Origin of the sequence: Streptomyces sp. NPDC005706 (assembly GCF_040631045.1) — a bacterium.
Taxonomy (GTDB): Bacteria; Actinomycetota; Actinomycetes; order Streptomycetales; family Streptomycetaceae; genus Streptomyces.
The window spans coordinates 188,503-204,200 of record NZ_JBEXYS010000012.1; the positions used below are offsets into that span (position 1 = coordinate 188,503).

Consider the following 15,698-nt stretch of genomic DNA (forward strand, 5'->3'; position numbering starts at 1 on the left):
ACCGCTGCGCATGCCACCTCGGTCAGTCGATGCCTTCGACGATGCGGAAGTCGCGCTCGACGCCGTCGGAGAGGGCGACCAGCGCCTCCTGGTAGGCCGCGCTCTCGTGCGCCGCGACGGCCTGCTCGAAGCTGTCGAACTCGACCAGGACGGTGCGCTCGGCGATTCCGGCGTCATGCGCCACGACCCGACCGCCACGGACGAGCGTCCGACCGCCCCCGGCCTTGACGGCCGGACCGGCCAGCTTGTTGTAGGCAGCCAGCTTCTCAGGGTCCGAAATGGTGCGGTAGACGCTGACCCAGTAGCCCTTGGGCATGGAACCTCCAGTGTTGGGATGAGTGCATCTGACTTATGGGTTGGTCCCGGACGAGCGTCGGCGGGCGAGAGCGAGGCTTGTCAGCGTCGTGATCGCCATGGCGCCGATGCCGACCAGCGCCGCGGTGGTGTAGGCGCTGTCGTCGGGGAAGAGGTGGCCGGGGCCGGTGCCCGCGGCGAGGATCAGGCCGCCGATGGCGCTGCCCAGGGAGTACCCGACGCTGCGGACGACGTAGTTGAAGCTCATGGCGCTCGACGTCTCGCTCTTGGGGGTGACGGCCAGGATGACGCCGGGCATGGCGGCCGAGAAGCCGCCGACGCCGAAGCCGAGCACGCCCATCGCCGCGAACAGTTCGGCCAGGTTCGACCGGGCCGCGGCGAAGAGGACGAACCCGCCGCCGATGACGACGGCGCTGCCGGCCAGGAGCAGGGGGTCGGCGATCCGCGTCCGGACCCGCGGCGTGAGCTTGCCGGCGACGAACCCCAGCACCGAGAAGGGCATGAGGACCAGACCGGCGACGAAGGTCGTCAGCCCGAAGCCGTAGCCGGCGCCGTGCGGCGTCTGCGCGTACCGGGTGATGAGCGTGAGCAGGAGGTACATGCCGATCCCCCCGACGAACATGGCGAGGTTCGCCCCGGCCACCGCCGGGTGCCGGACCGCCCGCACATCGATCAGGGGCGTCGTGCTGCGCAGCTCGATGACGGCCCAGACACAGAGCAGCACCACCCCGACGACGGCGAGGCCCGCCGCCACGGCGAGGTGCCGGCTCCACAGATTCCGTTCGCCGGCGAGGAACAGCACCAGGAGCAGGGCAGCGGCCAGGACGACCGCGCCTGTCACGCCGACGTGGGCGGAGCGGCCTTCAGGGGCTTCGGGCATGGAGCGCCACGCGGTCAGGAGGGCGGCGGCGGTGACGACCAGGCCGAGGCCGTAGGCGGCCCGTACCCCGCCGAGCTCGGCGAGCAGTGCGGCCAGCGGGTAGCCGACGCCGGCCCCGATGATCGAGACCACCGAGATCAGGGCGATCACGGCCGCGCTGCACTCCTCGGGGAGGTGGTCCCGGGCCACGCCCATCATCAGCGCCGTCAGCCCGAGCCCGACGCCCTGGGCCGCCCTGCCGGCCAGCAGCCACGCGAACGGCAGCGGCAGCACGGTGAGCGCGCTGCCGGCGACGACGACCGCCAGCGTGGCGAGGATCGTGGCCCGCCGGTGCGGGCCGGCTCCGAGCCGGCCCAGGACCGGCGTGGCGACGGCGCCGCTGAGCAGCGCGACGGTCAGCGTCCACTGCGCGCTGCCGAGCGAGACGTGGAACGAGGTCGCCACGCTGGTGATGAGCGGCGTCCCGAGGCTGGCGACCGCCGCCACGACCAGAGCGATGAACATCAGGGCGGGGACGAGCAGCCGCGCCTCGGAACTCGCCACCGGGAACGCCTTCCCCGTGACCCCGCCGACCGGCTGCCCGGTCACTGCTTCGGCCCTTCGCGGTCCTGGCTTTCGAGCTCTGCCAGATGCTGCAGCGCCGGAAGGGCCGCCATCAGCGCCTCGACCTCGTCGCCGGTGAGCTCGCCGATCAACCGCTCGAACGCGTGGACGCCCTCCTGGCGCCGCGTCCGGACATAGGAGGCGCCGGCCTCGGTCAGGCACACCAGCGTGACCCGCTTGTCGGACGCGTCGCCCCGCCGCTCGACCAGGCCGGCCTCCTCCATCACCCGGACCAGGACGGTCATCGCGGGCTGGGTGACGCCCTCGACCGCGGCCAGATCGGTGATGCGCCGCGGGCCGGTCCGGTCCAGGGTGGCCAGGGTGGCGGCGGACGTCAGGCTCATGTCCCGGGGCAAGCGTCTCGCGGCCCTGGTGGCCAGAGCGTAGAGGGCTGCCCCGACGGCGGCGGACGCGCCAGGAGCGGTGTCTTGACGACTCATGCTCAAAGCATAGCGTTTTTATATTTATAGTTTATGAAAATTGCGGACTGGCGCGGGCGGCCTCGATCACTGGGAGCCGGTGACGTCGCGGTGCGCTGCCGCATCGAGGAGCGGCTGAGCCTTCAAGAACCCGCCGACGGCCCCTACCGGCCGCGCCCGCCCACGGCATCCAGCAGTACCTCGAATGGCCGCCTCGGTGGAAGCCGTACGAGCGGCCACGTCGTCCGCGTCGAACTCCGCACGGCGTGTGACCGGCAGGGAGGCCCGGCGGTTGGCCCGCCGGGCGCCCGGTGCGGAACCGGGCGAACGGCAGCCGCCGCTTCCGGAGATCCGGTGAGGCCCCGGACGCGGCGCGGGCTGCTCGCGACGGCTCAGGCCCCGGGGCCGTCGCGCAGCAGGCGTCGGGCCACCTCGGTGCGGGCCGCGGCGAGTTCCGCGGCGATCCGCTCGGTCCGCCTGGCCTGCGGCACCACGGCTGCCGCCAAGGGCTTCCCGCCGAGAAGGCAGGCGCGCCGCAGATGGGTCGGCGGGTGAGTGGCGTCGACCTGGTGTCCGCGCAGGGCCCCGGCGCGCCGCTGCCGTTCGTACTCGTGCTCCGGGATGGACGCCGCGTACGCGGTGAGCAGCCCCCACAGCTCGTCGGCCCGGGCCTTGGCCTCCCGGGCGGACCTCGACCCACCGAGGGCGGCACGGTTGGCCTCGCTGCGCAGCAGCACGGCGAGCGGCTCGGTGATGAGCAACCGGTCCATGAGGCCCACCGCCGCCTGTGTGGAAGCGGTGCGGGCGGCCAGCCGGTCGGCGAGGTACTCGGCCCGCATCCCGGCCCGTGACGTCAGCCGGACGAGCAGCACCAGCAGCCCCCGGACCAGCAGGCGTGGCAGCACGTAGAGGGCGTTGACCACCATCTCGATCGCGGACGGGTGCGGGAGCGGCTGGAGGGTGTGGTGCCAGAGGGCCAGGGTCCGCCCCGCCGTGCCCACCACCAGGCCGTTGCGCGTGTCGCCGTTGGCGTAGTGGGCCAGCTCGTGGCCGAGCAGCGCGATCCGCTCGCCGGGCGTGAGGACCTCCCACAGCGGCATGCCCAGCACCAGCAGCCGCCGACCGCGCACACCGTACGTCATGACAGCGGCGTTGATGCTTCCGTCCACGGCGATCGCGTGCACGCTCCGGGTGCCGACCGCCCGTGCCACCTCGTCCACCAGGGCGAAGAGTTCGGGCGCGGCGGCGCGGACCAGTACAGGCCGGTCGTCGGGCAGGCGGCGGACCCTCGGAGCGAGCGCCCAGGCCGGCACCAGAGAGACCAGACCCGCCACCATGCCGACGCCGCCCCAGTCCGCCACCACACCCCAGACACCGCCGCCGGCAAGCGCGAGGGTGACGCCGTGCACGAGCAGGGCGAGCGCCGTGGCCGTCACCGCCGAGGCGTCGCGCCGCGGGTGCGGTTCCCGCCCGCTCAGCATCTCGGCGAGCAGCTGCTCGCCGTGTCGCCGGGCCAGGGCGCGCTCGACTCGGTCCAGCCGCCCCGTGTCCGGCCGTGGCTCCTCGGGGTCCACGTTCCAGTCACAGGCGGCGCACCAGACGGTGAACCGGCTGTCGCCGCGGATCTCCGTGCCGCACTCCGGGCACGGTTGTGTCGTTTCTCCGGCGATGCCGAGCATCACGGTTCCCCCTCTTCCGCGGCCCCTCCCCGAGCCGCCACCTGCAAGTACGGGCCCGATCTGATCACATGGCGGAGCCGCGGTGAAGGCGTGCTCGTCCGTACGGGCCGAACCGTGATCCCGCAGCGATCGTCGGGGGGTGGCGGGGCGGCGGGTCAGGCGGGACGCGGGGCGGAGCCGACGGTGGCCGGTCGCCGTCCCGCTGGAGACCGCCGCCTTCCTACGAACCCTCCGTGAACGCGGTGGCGTGGTCGGCGGTCCACTGGCGAAGCGTTCGGGGCGCCGTCCCGAGGATGTCGGCCACCGCGGTGGTGACGTACGCGGGCCGTCCGACCGCCGCGCGCCACGCGGCGAGCAGCATGTCGACGACCGAGCTGGGCGCCGTACCCTCCGACAGGCTTCGGAACTCGTCCGGCGTCATCTCCTCGAACGCGATCCGGCGCCCCAGGGCGTCAGCGATGACGTCCACCTGCGCTGCTTGGGTCAGTGATTCGGGCCCCGTGAGGACGTAGTCGCCTCCGACGTATCCGTCCTGACGGAGCGTCCGCGCGGCGACGGCTGCGACGTCGTGGTCGTCGACCGGTGCCGTCTCGGCGGCGCCGTAAGGCCACCGGACGACGTCGCCGGCCCGGATCGCGGGCGCCCACCAGGCCAGCGCGTTCGACGCGAGCATCCCCGGCCGGATGATCGTCGACTCGAGTCCGGTGGCCGCGATGAGCCGCTCGATGTCGGCGTGCAGCACCGCCATGGGGTTGGGCTGCTGGAAGAAAGGGTGCGGCGTCCGGTGAGGGGAGGACAGGAAGACGACCCGCCGCACGTGGGCTGCCAGCCGCTCGACGACTGCCGCGGCGGTCTGGGGAGGGGCCGTCCAGACGAGGAAGACGGCACCGGCGCCGTTCAACGCCGGGTCGAGCGAATCGGGCACGGTGAGGTCGCCGGTGAGCACCTCGACCTCCGCCGGCAGCGTCGTCGCCGCCTCGGAGCGACGGATGAGGGCGCGGACCGGCACGCCCGCGTCGAGGAGTTGGTCGATGACGACGCGGCCGACCCGGCCCGTCGCCCCGGTTACGAGCACGGGAGGGATCTCCATCTGATTCATGCGCCCATGAAAACGTTACTCGGTTAAAAAAGCAACTCGGTTAGGAATGTTACAGTGGTCATATGAGCGAGCCGACGGGACTGCGGGCCCGCAAAAAGGAGCGGACGCGCGATGCCATCGGCGACGCGGCCGTCTCGCTGTTCCTGGAGCGCGGCTTCGACCGTGTCTCGGTCAACGACATCGCCGCGGCGGCCGAGATCTCCAAGCCGACCCTCTTCCGGTACTTCCCCACCAAGGAAGACCTGGTGCTGCACCGGTTCGCGGACCACCAGGGCGAGGCGGCGCGCGTCGTGCGTGACCGTGGATCCGGCGTCGAGTCGGTGACGGCGCTGCACCGGCACTTCCGGGCCGGACTCGATCGGTACGACCCCGTCACCGGCCTCAACGATCATCCCGAGGTGGTGGCGTTCCATCGGCTGGTGTTCACCACGCCGAGCCTGGCGGGACGGCTCACGCGGTACCAGCTCGAGGACGAGGAGGCACTGGCGCACGCCCTCGGCGAAGGCATCCGGGCACGCCTGCGAGCCGCCCAGGTACTCGCGGTCCAGCGGGTGCTCGCCCGGACCAACTGGCAGAAGATCGCCGACGGTCGGACCGCCCACGACGTCCACCCCGAGGCCGTGGCCGATGCCGACCAGGCGTTCGACCAGCTGCGGTGACAGGCGACGCTGCCGGGCGAAGAAGGCTCAGCGGCCCGATGCGCGCATGGCCACGGGCCCGGCCGGACCGCTTCCGCGGATGTCGGCGGTTACCCCCTTGTCGCGTATCCCTGGCAGCCCGGTGTGAACTGTGTCTCGCGCCGGTACTTCGAGCCCGGCGCGCGCCCCTCAGCCGTGCGCGTCGCCTGTCAGTGGGGGAGACTTCCGTGTACGAGCCCCGCCGCCCTGTTCGCCGGGCGGCGTCAGTCGTTCAGGCCGCGCCGCCTCCCCGCTCGACCGCCCCGGCTCCGTGACCACGGCACCCTTCAACACAGACGAGGCGACCCCATGCACGAGATGGATGCCCTGCTGCGCGAGTACGACCGCGCTCGCGCCTACACCGACGAGCTGTGGCGGGACCTCACGCCGGACGAGGTGACCTGGCGCCCGAACGAGAACTCCAGCGCCATCGGCTGGCACCTCGGGCACCAGGCCCATGTCGCGCACTTCATGGTCCGCAACCTCATCGCGGCCGAGCCCAGTCCGGACCCGGAACTGGACGGACTGATGGACTCGGCCAACCCCGAGCGGTTCCGTGGAGCCCTGCCCACCATCCAGCGGCTCACCGACTTCCGCACCACGGTCGCCGAACGCGTGCATGCCCGCATGGGTGACATCGCCGCCGGCCGGGTCGGAGCCCCGACGCAACTCACGATCGTCGCCACTCACCTGCTCACGGCGCTCATCAACCACGAGTACCAGCACGACCAGTGGATCAGCGAGGTGCGCGGCAACGATCTCGGCCACGTACTGCCGCCGGATCCCGACTGCGACAGTGTCCGGCGCATCGACGGCTACCTCGTCATCGACGGGCTGTAGTCGCGGTGAGCGGGTGCTAGCCGGGGCCCGCGTCCCGTGCACCGTGCCGCTGCTCGCGTGCGTAACGGCGGGCCGGGGCGTGGAAAGCTTCCTTCGGCTCCCGGTGCCAGCCGGAGGCCGGGGTCGAACGGGCGGTCCTGGACTGTCCTGGTGATCGAGTAGCTGGCCATGTCCAGGTCGTGCGACGGATCGCCGGGGCGGTGCGGGGCGTCGGGAGTCACGAACTCGAACGCCATCGCCGCGTACAGGCCCAACGACGAGAAGACGACGAGGAGTTGCATGAGGTACGCGGCCTGGGTGCGCTCGCTGCGGACCAGGTGGCCCTTGATGTCCTGGGACGCTTGTCGTGGTCGACCACGTCCCAGCCCATGCCGGCGGTCTCGGGCGCACCGACGTAGGCGCAGGTGCCGAACTCGGTGATGGCCAACGGCTTGCCGCCGGCGAAAGTCGCACGTGCCGAGGTCTCGGCGGAACGGCCGGTGATCGCGGGTAGCCTTCGGCGGTGCGCACGGTCGAGCTTCTGTTGGATGAGGCGGCGGAGCTGGCGGTTCGGGAGGCCTGGCGGCGGCTCGCGGACGCGGGGCTGCCCAGTCAGGCGCGCCACCGCTCACCGACCAACAGCCCGCACCTCACCCTGGCCGCCTGCCCGGAGTTGACCGCCCCGATCCGCTGGGAGCTGGCCGAGGTGGCCGCCGCTCTGCCGCTGCCGGTGCGGTTCACCGGTGTGGTCCGCTTCGAGCGGCCGACCTCGGTGCTGGCCTGGGCGCTGGACCTCGACTCCACGCTGGCCGGCCTGCACCGCCGGGTGTGGGAGGCGGTGGCCTCGGACAGCCCGCCCGAGACCCTCAACCCCTTCCACGAGCCCGGGCGCTGGAGCCCGCACATCACCCTCGGCCGTACGCGCCGGGCTGGTGCTTTCACCGGCCGACGGGTCCCCGAACTGCTGCCGGCGCCGCCCCTGTCGGTCCGGCTCATCACCCTGCGCAGCTACGACACCGAGACCGGCGCGCTGGAGGTGCTGGAGCCCCGCCCGTGATCCGTCGCCCTGCCGGAGACTGGCCGGCGCACTCCGAAGTGGCGGCCTCCAGGGGGCGCGGTCCTCCCACTGGATGACGCCAGGGTGATGCCGGACTGACGGCGCGCTCGTAGCGTGAACCGGGACTTCCCGGGCGCCCCCGCCCAAGCACGGAGCCCGAACCCGGGATGCCGAGCCACTGTGGCCCAGCCGCGCCGCCGCACGCTGGAGGACCGCATGAGACCGGCCTCAAGGGTGCCACCCAGCGCATTCCGACGGCATTCGCCGCTCACCACCGGGCGGCCACGGTTACGCCGGCCGCAAGCTCACCTCAGGAGGTGATGACGTGAGGATTCCCGCCAACGCTGCCAACAACTCGCGTCAGCGGGCGCATCGGACGCTGGCGAGACACAAGAGGTCGCCAGTCTGCATGGCGTTGAGCCTGCTGGTCCTCCTGCTGACGACCACGGTGCTGGGCTGCTTCGGCGTCGCGGACCTCGAGTCCGCGCTGAACTTCCCCGGCCGTGTGACCGGCGCGGCGCTCATCGTTGCCGCCATCATCACGTTCCTGGGTGCTGCCGCCGTCGTGGACCACTGGATCTGGCGCTGTTTCCCCTACTCCGGGGCGGTGGCGCTGGTCGGTGCGGTCGTGGCCCTGTTGAGCAACGTCCTGCTCCTGGTCGGGATTCTGAAGGACGGTGATTCCACGGTCTACCTCGCGGTGTTCTGCGCCCTCACGGCGGGATCGGTGGGGGCTGTCTTCGCGGTGTGGCGGACGTCGGTCGTCATCCCGGCTCCTAAGCGGGTGGCCGCCACGCTGATCGTCACCTCCATGATCGCGGTGGGTAATTTCGGCTACCAGAGTCTGTACATGCCGTCCCAGCGTGAGGCGGATCCTGTCATCAAGCTGATCACAGGGCCTCCGGTGAAGAGCAGGGACGGCAAGGCGTTCTCCGTACCGGTCAACATCACGATGGAGAACCACAGCGAAGTGGCCTTCTATGTACTCGGCGACATATTCCACGCCATGGCGCAACGGGTGCCGCTGAGTACGAAGGACCGGCTTCGCCAGCAGTGGCGCGACGATTCCGTGCAGTGGCCGTATTTCGAAGGTGCCAATCCGCTCTCCCGTCGCGAGATTCACCAGCCCGGCCAATTGGTGGAGGCGCAACCATGGATGCCCTACGGCCGGTGGATCGACGCCGGCGGCAGCTTCTCCGCCCGCATGGTGCTGCAACTGCCCATGAACACGCCGTACGACCAGGTGACCTTCTACGCCAGCGCGAGCCTCGCACGCAAGGACCGGATGTCCGTGAAGGACCTGAATTTCGCGGGCTACTCCTGGCAGCGTGGCACCAACACGCCTGGTTGGGTAAGTAACGAAAAGGAAAAGAAAAAGGAATGGGACTCGCTCGTATTCCGGGGGACGATACATGAGAGTAATGCGATCGACGAGCACACAAGAGATCGCCGGACTCTGTGCGTCTACTGGCGCTTCGGCACGCACGGTGCGGACATAATGGAAGCCGTCACTTCACCCCACGGGAACGCATCTTCCACGGAGACGCAATTCCGGTACGGCATTCGCGACGTCCAGACGGGCCCGGTCGAACGATCCCTCTGGGACATCAAGGACCGGCGATGACCAGGCAATGCTGGTCGATCTGCGCACCCGGCTTGAGAGTCTGGGCGCGCACCGACGCGTCCAGCGCGCTGGCGGGCTCGTCGGTGACGATCAGCTCCGTCGCGCCGGCCCGCTGACCGTCGCACGGTCCCGGCCGCGACCTGGGCTCGCGCACCACGAGCCGGCCGCGGAGCCAGGGACGGCCCTCAAGCGACACCGCAGTGCGGCCGGCCCGTTGAGCAAGGCCTCCGCCTGGCCATGGTCGGCGGTGTCGGCAGTCGGCAGTCGGCAGTCGGCACTCGGGGGCGCCTGCAAGGTCAGGCGTCGGGGGTGGTGGCGGTGATCAGCCGGCCGGTGCTGCGCAGTCGCAGGCCGGTGTCCCCTTCATGGGGGCGGAGGGCGTCGGTCAGGTGGGCCAGGGCGCGGGCGGCGGTGCCGGGTGCGGTCCGCGTGAGCAGGTGGCGACCAGGCCCGGAGTTGAGGAGAAAGCCGGCCGCCTCTGCCGCGTCGTGTCCCCAGGCGCCGTAGGCCACGACGTGTTCGGCACGTACGTTCCGCACCCCCGCCTGGCTCAACAGCGCGGCTGCCGCGCCGGGCGCGGACAGGGAGAACATGCCGGGGCCGGGCTTGCCGAAGCCGCCCAGCGGCAGCAGGTCCTCGAGGGTGGCCAGGGCGGTCAGCCACTCGTTGCCCTCGGGTTCGGCGGCGCACAGCAGGGCGGCGCGGCCGCCCGGGCGCAATGCGGCGACGATGTTGGCGAAGGCGGCGGCGGGGCCGCTGAAGAACATGATGCCGAAGCGGCTGATGGCGACGTCGAAGGTGCCGCGGGGGAGTGGGTGGACCTGGGCGTCGCCCTGTTCGAAGCGGACGTTGCCGAGGCCTGCGTCCCCGGCGCCGGCTCGGGCGCGCTGGAGCATGGGGCCGGAGAGGTCCAGACCCAGGGCGCTGCCGTGCGGGGCGGCGGCGCGAGCGGCGAGCCGCGTGCTGGCTCCCGCGCCGCAGCCGATGTCGAGAACGTGGTCGCCGGGCGCGATGGCCGCGGCGTCGAGCAGGGGCTGGTCGAAGCCCGCGTTCACGGCGTCCCAGCGGTCCTGGTGGGCTGCCCAGTGGGTGCCCTCGTAGCCGTTCCAGGCCTGCTCCTGTGCGGTGTTGGCGATGGGGTGCATGGATGGAACCTCCCGTGGACGGGTGTCGCCAAGCGATGGCCCGCCCCTAGAATGGGCGCATGCCCAAACAGTATGGGCGGATGCCCATACCTGCGATGCCTTCGTCCGGGAGGACTTGTTGTCACCACGCGGAGTGGCCATCCCCGATCTGCGCGAGCGGCTCTTCGAGGCGGCCGAGCGGGTCCTGGCCAGAGACGGGGCCGCTGCCCTGACCAGCCGGGCGGTCACGACCGAAGCCGGGTGTGCCAAGGGGGTGCTGCACACGCACTTCGCGGGGCTGGACGAGTTCGTCGCCGAACTGGTCCTGGACCGCTTCGCCCGCACCGCCGCGCTCGCCGCCCGCCTTCCCGAACAGGCCGGCAGCGGCTCCGTCACCGGTAACCTGGTGAGCCTGGCTTCGGCGGTGCTGAGTCTGGACCCCGGAGTCGTCGGGCTGGCGGTCACCCGGCCGGCAGCGGCCCTGCGCGTACGTGAGGCCTGGGCTGCCGGCGCGCCCGGCTTCGACGCCGTTCAGGCGTCTATCGAGACCTACCTCGGCGCCGAACGGCACCAGGGGCGCGTAGCGGAGGGTCTGGACGCCGGGTCGGCGGCGCTGGCGCTGGTGGGTACATTGCACCATCTGCTGATGACGGGCCGCCCCGGCGCGCCGTACCCGCAGGACAAGGTGGAACGGCTGGTCCAAGCCCTGACAGGCCTCTCCTGACCAAGGCCCTCTGCCGCCGGTATTTGTCAGGTGCATAGGTGCACGGGATTCGTCGTAGCCGGCCTCCACGCCCCGGTAGTACCGTCCCGGCGGGCAGTGCTGCTCGGCGGGCTCCTGCTGCGGGTCGAGAGTGCTGTCTCGCAGGTCAGTCGGAGGCTTCCCGGCCGTCCATGAGCTGCTCGATCGCGGCCAGAATTCTCTCGGTCGTGCCGGGTCCGGCTGCCAAGGCGGACAAGGAGACCGACGCCCAGCCCCCGTAGCCCTTCTCTCGCTGTGCCTCCAGCCCCATACCCAGCTCGGGAACGGTGGGCAGGGACGCCGCGAACGCCGCCGCACGGTCGCGGCCGAGGTGGTGGGTAACCGATCCAAGACTGAAGGCGAGTTCCTCCCTTGCCGGGTTGTCGCACAGGGACAGCGTCCACATCGGCACCTGCCGGCCGGCCACCGGATAGTAGACGGACATGCTCGGATACTTGGCCGTCCCGCCCGCCAGCCGTCCCTTGGCTGCCGCGTGATCGAGAAGTGCGATCGCGACCTGCCTCGTTTCCAGGGCGAGGCGAGTCCGGATCACCGTTTCCATGTCCGCACGCGTAGTCCGCTGCGTGGTACCGCGACCAGAAGGGGATTTTGCTGCTGTGGCGACCTCCCCGTGGATCCGTGGAACGAGGACTCGGAGCTCCTCACCACCCCGGTACTGGGTCAGTTCGACCGCGTACACATCGGTCTGGCGCATCTGCCGGTTCAGGAACTCGACGATCGCCCTCAGCGCCAACGGGATCTTGTCGGCGACGAACAGCAGCCGCATCTGCCCGGCGGCCAGCCGCTCCTCGACCATCGACCAGAACTCTTCCGCGGAACGGTCGCCGAGCAGTTCCGCATACGCCTGCTCCAGCGATCGGCCGTCCGCGGCGCAGGTCTCCTCGAAGGAGCGCTGAAGCAGCGCTCCAGGCCAGTAACGTGCGCCATTGGCCGCATAGTCCAGCATCTGGCCCACCACCTCGCGCCGGATCCGCGTGTCGCTGGCCCGCTTGACCTCCACCAGCGTCGGCACCCCGTCGGCGTCGACGAAAAGATGGTCCAGCCAGTAGGCCGGACCGCTCTCCGCACTCGTCGGAACACCCATCTCTCGCGCCACCAGTACCAGCCGCAAGGGTTGCCCGTTGGCCAGCGATCCGAAATCCAACACTCGCGGATGGCGCGCGAGAAGGTCCTGGAACTCCTCCTCGGACTCGAACACGGCCGGTTCCAGGGCTTGGAGATCGTTTCCCAGGACGAATACCGGCTGATCGGGCATTTGCTACTCCATCCCTATGTGCTCGCGACCGCGTGTGCCCGGAGCAACCGCGGGCGCACGAGCGGACATTCGCAGTGTGGCATGGTGTGCCGACAGCGTGAAGCCGACGAACAAGCGGCCGGCGAGAGCCCCGGGCGCCCCTGCTGCCCGTTGACCGAGCTCCTCAAGCGGGTCTCGCAGGTTTGACTTTCTCGCCGGAAGCACAGACAGAAGGGCAGCTCAAGAGGGGTTTCCTCCCGGACTGGTGCCTCGGCGTTTCAGGGCTCCGGCGGCGATCTGCGCGAGCGTGTCGTGCTTGCGCAGGTACACCAAGGCGACCAGCGCGCGCTGGTGCGGTGGGAGCTTGCAGCGGCGGCCACCCTCACGGGTGACGATGAGCATGGTGACCCACTCGACCAGCGCGTGCGGCAGATCGAGTGCTGCAGGATGGGGAACCAACGAGGCTTCTGTGCCGACGGGTTGGGACTTCGAACACCTCACCCAACGGCACAGAAGCCTCGTGCGTTTCGGCTCCCGCCGCCGCGAGGTAAACGGCTTGTCACACACCCTGGTTCGGCGGCACTTCTGCCACCGACTGCGGAGGGTGCGTGACAGGCTCGCCAGCTCATTGGATCAGGTCGGTGTGCGGATGCTCGGGAGAGGTCGGGCAGACGTAGATCTGCATGTTGTCGGTGCTGCCGACTTCGACCTTGGTCGGCTGCGAGGGGCGCTGGCCACAGCAATGACCGGTTGCGTTGGGGCGGCCTGTTCTTCGTAGGGTGCCCAGCTCTGTGTCCCTCTCCGCCGTCCCATTCATAGGAGGCGATGGTCAGCAGCGGGACCATCTGCACATCACAGACAGTGCAGTATCGGGGGTTGGGGTTGGTTCGGCCCCACGGAGGCCAGCCGCCAACCTTCCATCCGGGCGCGTCTGCCAGGTGAACGTCATAGAAGTGCCGCGGACAGTCCGCGTGCTCGGAGCTGCCCACGTCGGCGCCGGCCGCCTGCCATCTGCCCCAGTCCTCCACCGTCAGCAGCGTCTGCGGGCTCAGGTCGAAGCTGTTGGGGTACTCGGTGATCGCTTTCGGTGCCAGCACGCACGGCTCCGGCAGATAGCCGTCATCGTTCACCTCGTACGGTTCGGGCGGGGTGGCGAGGATGTCGCCTACCTCGGCGGCGGACCGCCAGAACAGTGCGGTCGCCGGCTTGTGATGTGGATCGTGGTCGTAGGGGCACCACAGGACCTGGAGCAGATCGGCCTGTCCGGGCGGCTGCAGCAGGGGTATGTCGCGCAGATACAGCTGGGCCACGGGCAGCATGGGGACCGGCAGTCCGCGGGCGGAGGGCCGGCGGCGAGTCGCTCCACGAGCCTCGCGGCGTTCCGTTCCTTGATTGCCTCCTCCTCAGGCGTCATCCCGCCACGGCCATTGTGATCGCGGTGCCGCCGGGCCTGAATGCGTCTCATGAGCCGCACGTCGGCTGGCGACTGGCGGAACCCGCTGTCCACGTGCAGGTGCGAGGCTTCGCAGTGCGGCCACGGCTCCTCCGCCGGCCACAGCAACGGCCCCCCGATCGAGCTCTCCCCGACCGAAGACGACCCCGGGCGGGGGTGCAGCCGAATCGCCGGACGCGCCAACGGCGCCAGCTCGGGAAAGACCGCGGCCACGTCCACGGGCCGCAGCGGAGTAGTGCGTACGAGAACCATGCCGGTGATCCTGGCACCAGCCACTGACAACCCCTGGCCACCTCAATCAGCCTCGGTGGCCTCGGTGTTCAGCCGGTCAAGCCCAACACATGCAGCCTCGGCCACAGCGACAGCAAGCCTGCCCATATGACGACCAGCGTGTGCTTCGGCCCAGCCATCACTCGATCAGTGGCCACTCTGAAAAAGCTCAGTGCCTACTGCGTGACAAGGCCGACGAACAGCGGCGGAAGCGAGTGAACGTCTGTAAGCCGTCACTACAGGTGAGAGCCGCACCAGCCCAGCTGAGCCCTCGCCCACATTTACTTCGGACGAAGAGGTTGCCATCTTAAGGGCCGGTGACCAACCGATGTGAGCGTGAGCCAAGTAATCAGCCGCGGAGCTGCAGTTGGCGAGGTGGCGACCGCAGGCGTCCGGTAGATAACCGACGCGTCATTCCGACGGCGGGCAGTGGGCCAGGCCAAGCTCCGCGTGCACAGACGGCAGGGGCCTTGCCTTGGCCCTCGCCGCGAGGTCCTCGAAGAAGAGCATGGCCTTGGTTGAAAGTATCCGCTCCCTGTAGATATAAGGGGATAGATCGTCCCACATGCATACGATGTTCGTCCCGTAAGAACCGATTATCAGCCTCTCGTCGACTACGCCGAAGGCGACGAGTTTACCCACGTCGTCGTAGAAAAGACCGACGCGGCGGACGTGGCTGCGAGCCTCTGGAGGTAATCGACGGTACCCGTTGTCGGGTGAATGCTCTCGTGCTAAATCGTGACTTATGTATTCGATTGCTCGAGAGAAGGCAGGATCGCGAGTCTCTTTGAAGAGCTGCAGTATGATCGGCAGCACATTTGAATTTTGGGCAAGTCGAAGTTGTCGCCGAGACACAGCAACGGATGTGGCCAATGCGGCTGCTGATAAGAGAACTGCCAGGAGATTTAGCGCGAGCGACAGACTCATAAAGTGAGCGTAGCTGCATGTGCACTGTAGGGGTAGGGGTCGTATGCGCTACGCGGCGATGCGCGGCTCGGACGGACTTCAGGCACGGACACCGCTACCGCAAACACGCAGCCTCACCGAGCGCCCTCTGTCGCCGGCCCAGGGCCGCGCGCCCGGGGAGCAAAAATGGTTCCCCTTATACGTCCAGGCAGGTCAGCACTCACGTCAGGTCTCATGCGTCATGCGCCTTCTGGACTCCCGCTCTCCCGACCCCTTTCATCGCAGCTCCCAGGCGCCCGGGCTGCATGGCTGGATCGCCACCTTGCTGGCGCTTTGAGCGCGTGTCACCAGTTGATAGACGGGGTGACAGAGGGAGGGGGCTCTGGATGTCAGTGCTGGAGGGCAACTGCGGGGAGCCGTCGGACTGGGCCGTGAGCCGGTTCGGGCGGCACGCAGGCAGGCTCGTCGAAGCGATCCCGGAGCCAACTGACGAGGGCTCACGCCCGGGCTCACGCGGTGCACCTCACAGCGGGGCCAAAGAAGCGCAGCCCCTACGGCTCGACCCTGGCGGAGGCGGTGCGTGAGAACCTGGCGGACACTGCGCGGGAGCTAAGAGAAGCCGTACGGGACCTACGCGGGTACGAGTATGCCGTCATCAATGACCATGCGCTCTTTCCCTTTAGAGGCCATCTCATTTGGTGAGCCTGCGGTAGCAGATGAGGGTGCAGGCGATGCTGGTGAAGGCGAGGAAGTGCTCGGCTTTGCGCTCGTAGCGA

Annotated in this window: 14 protein-coding genes and 2 pseudogenes; 5 read left to right on the forward strand and 11 right to left on the reverse strand. The window is 69.7% G+C overall.

What is annotated here, in order from left to right; genetic code table 11:
* Nucleotides 1-22: 22 nt before the first annotated feature.
* The 5 genes from ABZ478_RS21195 to ABZ478_RS21215 form a co-directional block, all read right to left on the reverse strand.
* The gene (locus ABZ478_RS21195) at nt 23-316 is read right to left on the reverse strand and encodes a DUF1330 domain-containing protein (protein ID WP_091261879.1); all 294 of its coding nucleotides are present in this window, start codon (nt 314-316) and stop codon (nt 23-25) included.
* A 33-nt stretch (nt 317-349) separates the two neighbouring features.
* Nucleotides 350-1,783, reverse strand: a complete 1,434-nt coding sequence (locus ABZ478_RS21200; protein WP_359551643.1) for an MFS transporter — start codon at nt 1,781-1,783, stop codon at nt 350-352.
* A complete protein-coding gene (locus ABZ478_RS21205) occupies nt 1,780-2,142 on the reverse strand; it encodes a MarR family transcriptional regulator (RefSeq protein WP_359551685.1) in 363 nt (120 codons plus the stop codon). Before ABZ478_RS21205 ends, ABZ478_RS21200 begins: the two co-directional genes overlap by 4 nt.
* A 467-nt stretch (nt 2,143-2,609) precedes the next feature.
* Nucleotides 2,610-3,896 (reverse strand): M48 family metallopeptidase, encoded by a 1,287-nt coding sequence (locus ABZ478_RS21210; protein ID WP_359551688.1) that lies wholly within the window; start codon nt 3,894-3,896, stop codon nt 2,610-2,612.
* A gap of 220 nt (nt 3,897-4,116) precedes the next feature.
* Complete coding sequence (locus tag ABZ478_RS21215) at nt 4,117-4,971, reverse strand: NAD(P)H-binding protein (RefSeq protein ID WP_359551645.1); 855 nt, start codon at nt 4,969-4,971, stop codon at nt 4,117-4,119.
* Between the two features lie 86 nt (nt 4,972-5,057).
* On the opposite strand from ABZ478_RS21215, the gene ABZ478_RS21220 reads away from it, so the two are divergent.
* Together ABZ478_RS21220 and ABZ478_RS21225 are read left to right on the forward strand one after the other, a co-directional pair.
* The gene (locus ABZ478_RS21220) at nt 5,058-5,654 is read left to right on the forward strand and encodes a TetR family transcriptional regulator (RefSeq protein ID WP_359551647.1); all 597 of its coding nucleotides are present in this window, start codon (nt 5,058-5,060) and stop codon (nt 5,652-5,654) included.
* 327 nt (nt 5,655-5,981) lie between these two features.
* Complete coding sequence (locus ABZ478_RS21225; RefSeq protein ID WP_359551650.1) at nt 5,982-6,512, forward strand: DinB family protein; 531 nt, start codon at nt 5,982-5,984, stop codon at nt 6,510-6,512.
* A gap of 16 nt (nt 6,513-6,528) precedes the next feature.
* On the opposite strand, the pseudogene ABZ478_RS21230 reads toward ABZ478_RS21225, so the two are convergent.
* Nucleotides 6,529-6,948 (reverse strand): annotated as a pseudogene (locus ABZ478_RS21230) (abortive phage infection protein); the annotation flags it as partial.
* Nucleotides 6,949-7,014: 66 nt separating this feature from the next.
* On the opposite strand from ABZ478_RS21230, the gene ABZ478_RS21235 reads away from it, so the two are divergent.
* Both ABZ478_RS21235 and ABZ478_RS21240 read left to right on the forward strand, forming a co-directional pair.
* Nucleotides 7,015-7,548, forward strand: coding sequence for a 2'-5' RNA ligase family protein (locus ABZ478_RS21235; RefSeq protein WP_358938601.1), 534 nt, complete (start codon nt 7,015-7,017; stop codon nt 7,546-7,548).
* 409 nt (nt 7,549-7,957) lie between these two features.
* Complete coding sequence (locus ABZ478_RS21240) at nt 7,958-9,172, forward strand: hypothetical protein (RefSeq protein ID WP_359551652.1); 1,215 nt, start codon at nt 7,958-7,960, stop codon at nt 9,170-9,172.
* On the opposite strand, the gene ABZ478_RS21245 is transcribed toward ABZ478_RS21240, so the two are convergent.
* Complete coding sequence (locus ABZ478_RS21245; RefSeq protein WP_359551655.1) at nt 9,156-9,368, reverse strand: hypothetical protein; 213 nt, start codon at nt 9,366-9,368, stop codon at nt 9,156-9,158. The two genes, ABZ478_RS21240 and ABZ478_RS21245, sit on opposite strands and share 17 nt — an antisense overlap.
* A gap of 100 nt (nt 9,369-9,468) precedes the next feature.
* A complete protein-coding gene (locus ABZ478_RS21250; RefSeq protein WP_359551658.1) occupies nt 9,469-10,317 on the reverse strand; it encodes a class I SAM-dependent methyltransferase in 849 nt (282 codons plus the stop codon).
* 118 nt (nt 10,318-10,435) lie between these two features.
* Here ABZ478_RS21250 and ABZ478_RS21255 point away from each other — a divergent pair, with 118 nt between their 5' ends.
* Nucleotides 10,436-11,020: a TetR family transcriptional regulator gene (locus ABZ478_RS21255; RefSeq protein WP_359551661.1), complete on the forward strand. Its 585-nt coding sequence runs from the start codon at nt 10,436-10,438 to the stop codon at nt 11,018-11,020.
* Nucleotides 11,021-11,165: 145 nt separating this feature from the next.
* On the opposite strand, the gene ABZ478_RS21260 is transcribed toward ABZ478_RS21255, so the two are convergent.
* The 3 genes and pseudogenes from ABZ478_RS21260 to ABZ478_RS21270 all read right to left on the reverse strand — a co-directional run bounded on the left by ABZ478_RS21260 (nt 11,166) and on the right by ABZ478_RS21270 (nt 14,832).
* Complete coding sequence (locus tag ABZ478_RS21260; protein ID WP_359551664.1) at nt 11,166-12,314, reverse strand: hypothetical protein; 1,149 nt, start codon at nt 12,312-12,314, stop codon at nt 11,166-11,168.
* Between the two features lie 270 nt (nt 12,315-12,584).
* Nucleotides 12,585-12,752, reverse strand: a pseudogene (locus tag ABZ478_RS21265) (transposase family protein); the annotation flags it as partial.
* 1,675 nt (nt 12,753-14,427) lie between these two features.
* Nucleotides 14,428-14,832: a DUF4760 domain-containing protein gene (locus tag ABZ478_RS21270; protein ID WP_359551666.1), complete on the reverse strand. Its 405-nt coding sequence runs from the start codon at nt 14,830-14,832 to the stop codon at nt 14,428-14,430.
* Nucleotides 14,833-15,698 lie beyond the last annotated feature (866 nt).

Excerpts from the sequence above, each read along its gene's own strand:
- ABZ478_RS21250 (WP_359551658.1), bottom strand. The coding sequence starts at position 10,317 with ATGCACCCCATCGCCAACACCGCACAGGAGCAGGCCTGGAACGGCTAC.
- ABZ478_RS21225 (WP_359551650.1), top strand. The coding sequence starts at position 5,982 with ATGCACGAGATGGATGCCCTGCTGCGCGAGTACGACCGCGCTCGCGCC.
- ABZ478_RS21240 (WP_359551652.1), top strand. The coding sequence starts at position 7,958 with ATGGCGTTGAGCCTGCTGGTCCTCCTGCTGACGACCACGGTGCTGGGC.
- ABZ478_RS21195 (WP_091261879.1), bottom strand. The coding sequence starts at position 316 with ATGCCCAAGGGCTACTGGGTCAGCGTCTACCGCACCATTTCGGACCCT.
- ABZ478_RS21205 (WP_359551685.1), bottom strand. The coding sequence starts at position 2,142 with ATGAGCCTGACGTCCGCCGCCACCCTGGCCACCCTGGACCGGACCGGC.
- ABZ478_RS21260 (WP_359551664.1), bottom strand. The coding sequence starts at position 12,314 with ATGCCCGATCAGCCGGTATTCGTCCTGGGAAACGATCTCCAAGCCCTG.
- ABZ478_RS21210 (WP_359551688.1), bottom strand. The coding sequence starts at position 3,896 with ATGCTCGGCATCGCCGGAGAAACGACACAACCGTGCCCGGAGTGCGGC.
- ABZ478_RS21220 (WP_359551647.1), top strand. The coding sequence starts at position 5,058 with ATGAGCGAGCCGACGGGACTGCGGGCCCGCAAAAAGGAGCGGACGCGC.